This is a genomic window from Candidatus Schekmanbacteria bacterium (genome assembly GCA_003695725.1).
Lineage (GTDB): Bacteria > Schekmanbacteria > GWA2-38-11 > GWA2-38-11 > J061 > J061.
This window is the reverse complement of the sequence record RFHX01000087.1, coordinates 1-3,776: the sequence shown is the minus strand read 5'-3', so window position 1 is coordinate 3,776 and position 3,776 is coordinate 1. Positions and strand designations below refer to the sequence as shown.

Genomic DNA, 3,776 nt, shown 5'->3' with positions numbered 1-3,776 from the left:
TTTAAAACCTGTTTCGCCCTTTCTATAAATAAAACTTCTATTTCTTTTGAGTTTTCAGTTAAATAAGAAAAGAAATTTTGATTTCTATGTGTAATTTATTTTGAAAAGGAGGAATACAATTATGGCGCCCCATTTAAAAAGGATAATTACTACATTTGTGATAGTTTTTTCTATATCTCTAATTGCCGGCTATGGCTGTAAGAGTCCTGAAGAAAAAGTAAAATCACATATTGCAAAGGCAGAAGAACATCTCAAAAATAATGACTATAATAGAGCTATCATCGAACTGAAAAATGCACTTCAAATAAATCCTTCTTCAGGCGAAGCACTTTATTATCTTGGGAAATCTTATATGGGTAGAAGAGAGCTATCTAAAGCAGAAGAACAGTTCAACAAAGCAATTGAAAATGGTTTTGATAAACCAGATTTGCACCTGCAATTGGGGATCATTAAACTTGCAGGTAATAAGATTGATGACGCTCTCACAGAGTTCAAAAAGGTTATTGCTGTCGAGCCTGATAATAAGGAAGCGCTAAATAATATAGCCAATGCGCAAATCTATAAGGAAAACTTTGATGAAGCAGAAGCAATCTTAGATAAAATAATCAAAATAGATCCATCATTTCCAAAAGCATATATTACAAAAGGACATCTTTATTCTAAAAAGAAGCTATTCGATAAAGCAGAATTCTTTTATAAAAAAGCTTTGGAAATCAACCCAAAAAATTTTGAAGCTGTCCTGAGTCTTGCAAATTTTTATGTAAAAAAGAAGGACTATGCTGCTGCAGAAAACACTTTCAAAAAAGCAATTGAATTAAATCCTCAGCATTATGACTCACATTTTCTTCTTGGCGTCCTTTATTTGGACCAAAAAAAATATGACGAAGCCGCAAATGAAGGAGAAGAATTAAATAAGATAAATTTCAAACTTGCAGGAGGAAATTACTTAAAAGGTGTTGCTTTTTTGATGCAGGGAAAGCTCGACGATGCATTTACACATCTTCAGGAAGCAGTAAATAAGGCACCAGGATTTGCTGAAGCAAGATTTTATTTTGCATTAGCCCATGAAGCAAAGGGGAATATTCAGCAGGCAATAAGTGAATTGAAGACCGTGCAAAAAATTAAGCCCAACTTTCCTCAAGTCCATTTATATCTTGGCACTCTCTATCTTCGCCAAGGGTGGAATGATGAAGCTATATCGGAATTTGAGAAGATAACCACATTAGCACCTGAAAACCCTCTTGCATACAGCACATTGGGACAAGCATACACATTGACAAACCAGCCTGATAAAGCAGAAGAGGAATTTAATAAAGCAATAGAGACAAATCCTGAATTTGCGCCTTCTTATCTCAACCTTGGGAAATTCTATTCAAGCACAGGAAGAATCGATTCGGCAATTGAAGAATTTGAAAAAGCGCTAAAAATCAATCCGGACTTCTTAAATGCAAGATATAATCTTATAATAAGCTATATTCGGGATAAACAGTATGATAAAGCTATCAAAGAATGCAATAAAGGCCTAAAACAGGCAAAAGACAATCCAGTACTTCTCAATCTCTTAGGATCAACTTATTATTATAAGAAGAATGAATCAAAAGCTATTGAATACTTTCGCAAAGCCATCAAGATAGCTCCTAAATTCATCTCCTCTTATAACAACATTGCTACAATTTATATAAGAAAAGGAAATTATGCAGAGGCAGAAAAGATACTCAATGAGGCATTAAAAAAATCTCCTTCAAATATTTCCGTAATCAGAAGGATTGCAACACTAAATCTTGTCAATGGAAAGCCAAGGAAGGCAATTGAAGTATTGGAGAATAGTATAAAATCAAATCCTGACAACATTCAGTTAATGGTTTATACAGCACGACTCTATCAACGACTTGGACTTGCTGAAAAATCAAAAGGGCTTGCAGAAAAAATAATTAACATCAATGATAAAGCCATCGTTGGTTACGATTTACTTGGACTTTATTATGTTACGAAGAGAGATTTCCAGCAGGCAGAAAAGGAATATAACAAAATCCTTTCCATTCAGGAAGACAGCCCACTGGCCTACCTTCGTCTTGGCACCCTTTATGCAGTATCTAAAAAATATGAAAAGGCATTGGAATTTTTAGATAAAGCCCTTTCAAAAGCGCCAAATTCCAATGAAATAAAAATGCAAAAAATAAATGTCCTTTCTGTACTCAAGAAATATGACGAAGCTTTGGCAATAGCCAATGCAATGGCAAAGGACAACCCGAAATCATCGGTACCTTTGAGAATTGCGGGAAATCTAAATATGGAAAAAGGTGATTTCATGGCTGCTGAATCAAACCTTATGAAAGCACTAAAACTTTCCCCCAAATCAACAGAAACTTTGATTACACTTGCTCAGTTATATTTGAAGAAAAATGACAAAAAGGATGCTATTAGATATTTCAATAAAGCACTATCGTTAAATCCAAAGAATCCGTCAGTGCTATTCAATCTTGGCTCTATATATCAGGAAGAGAAAGAATATGATAAAGCAATTTCTTATTATGAAAAGGCATTGGAAAGCGCACCAAATTCCGTGCCTGTATTGAACAATCTTGCTTGGGTTTATGCAGAAACAGGCAAAGATTTCAAAAAATCATCAGAATTAGCTTCAAAAGCTGCAAGAATTGCGCCTAAGAATGGTGCTGTTGTTGATACTCTCGGGTGGATATACCTTAAAAGAGGAATGGTAAAGGAAGCAAAAAAACAATTTGAAAAGGCACTTACATTGATGCCTGACAACGCTGAGATACACTTTCATTTGGGGAAATCTTTACTTCGTCTTGGTGATAAAGCAGGTGCCAAAAAGTCATTCCAAAGGTCTCTTGAATTGTCGCAAAATTTTGCTGGAGCAGAAGAGGCAAGACGGTTTCTAAAAAATAATTAATTATCCCTTACGCGAATAAGATATAACGCTACAAGAGAAGTACCCAACAAAATGATTGTTGATGGCTCAGGTACAGGTGTTGTATTTGCTATAACATATTCTCCAACTCCCGGAGCATAATAATCAGGGTCATATGTTAAAAGCACGGAATCATTTTGAGGCAAAAGAGAGTTATCAACAAATCCATAAAGATACTGAGTTCCTCTGATATATTGGCTTCCCGGAAGGTCTCCTGCATTTACACCAATTGTAATCCCATTAAAATCATTTGGAAATGAATAACTCCCATTGGAATAACTTCCCGAATGAATTGGATCCGTTACACCATCTAAATTCAGATAACTGAATAATATATCAGTGCTACCCTCTGTGAGAGTCACTTGAAAAGTATCTGAACCATAGAAAACCGTTGGATAACCGCTTTCATTGAAATGAGAAACATTATTCCAAGTAATGACAAGTTTCCTTGAACCTGGAGTCCCTATTAGATTTGCCCATATTCCTGTATTTGGATCAACCGAACCATCCTCTTTTGCATCAGGGCTGATTGAAAGATTATCCCATAAGGGTGCAATCATTTTCATCGACTCATTTGGTTGTGGCCCATTTACACCCATCGGCTGTTCAGCCGGGAATGAACCATTCCAAACAACGACATTCTGATCATCAAAAGTAATCGTTCCATTACTGTTTAACCACAAATTGCTGTATGTATTTCCATAAAAACTGAAATCAAATCCAATATTGTAATTTACAGAAAAACCTCCCGAAAAAGGGAAATTATTCGGTCCCTGTAAAACTAATTGGCCTAAATTGGATTCCCAAATTAATGTGGCATTCGCTAATGGGCTAAAAATAATAG

2 protein-coding genes are annotated in these 3,776 nt (G+C 35.4%); one reads left to right on the top strand and one right to left on the bottom strand.

Annotated features, from left to right (window positions below; all coding sequences use genetic code 11):
- The first annotated feature begins 121 nt into the window (after positions 1-121).
- Positions 122-2,914: a PEP-CTERM system TPR-repeat protein PrsT gene (gene prsT / locus D6734_03610; protein RMF96483.1), complete on the top strand. Its 2,793-nt coding sequence runs from the start codon at positions 122-124 to the stop codon at positions 2,912-2,914.
- Here the strand turns inward: prsT and D6734_03605 are convergent.
- The coding region (locus tag D6734_03605; GenBank protein RMF96482.1) for a PEP-CTERM sorting domain-containing protein at positions 2,911-3,776 on the bottom strand (866 nt) is incomplete at its 5' end. The two genes, prsT and D6734_03605, sit on opposite strands and share 4 nt — an antisense overlap.

Coding starts and splice junctions, on each gene's coding strand:
- prsT (RMF96483.1), top strand. CDS start 122: ATGGCGCCCCATTTAAAAAGGATAATTACTACATTTGTGATAGTTTTT.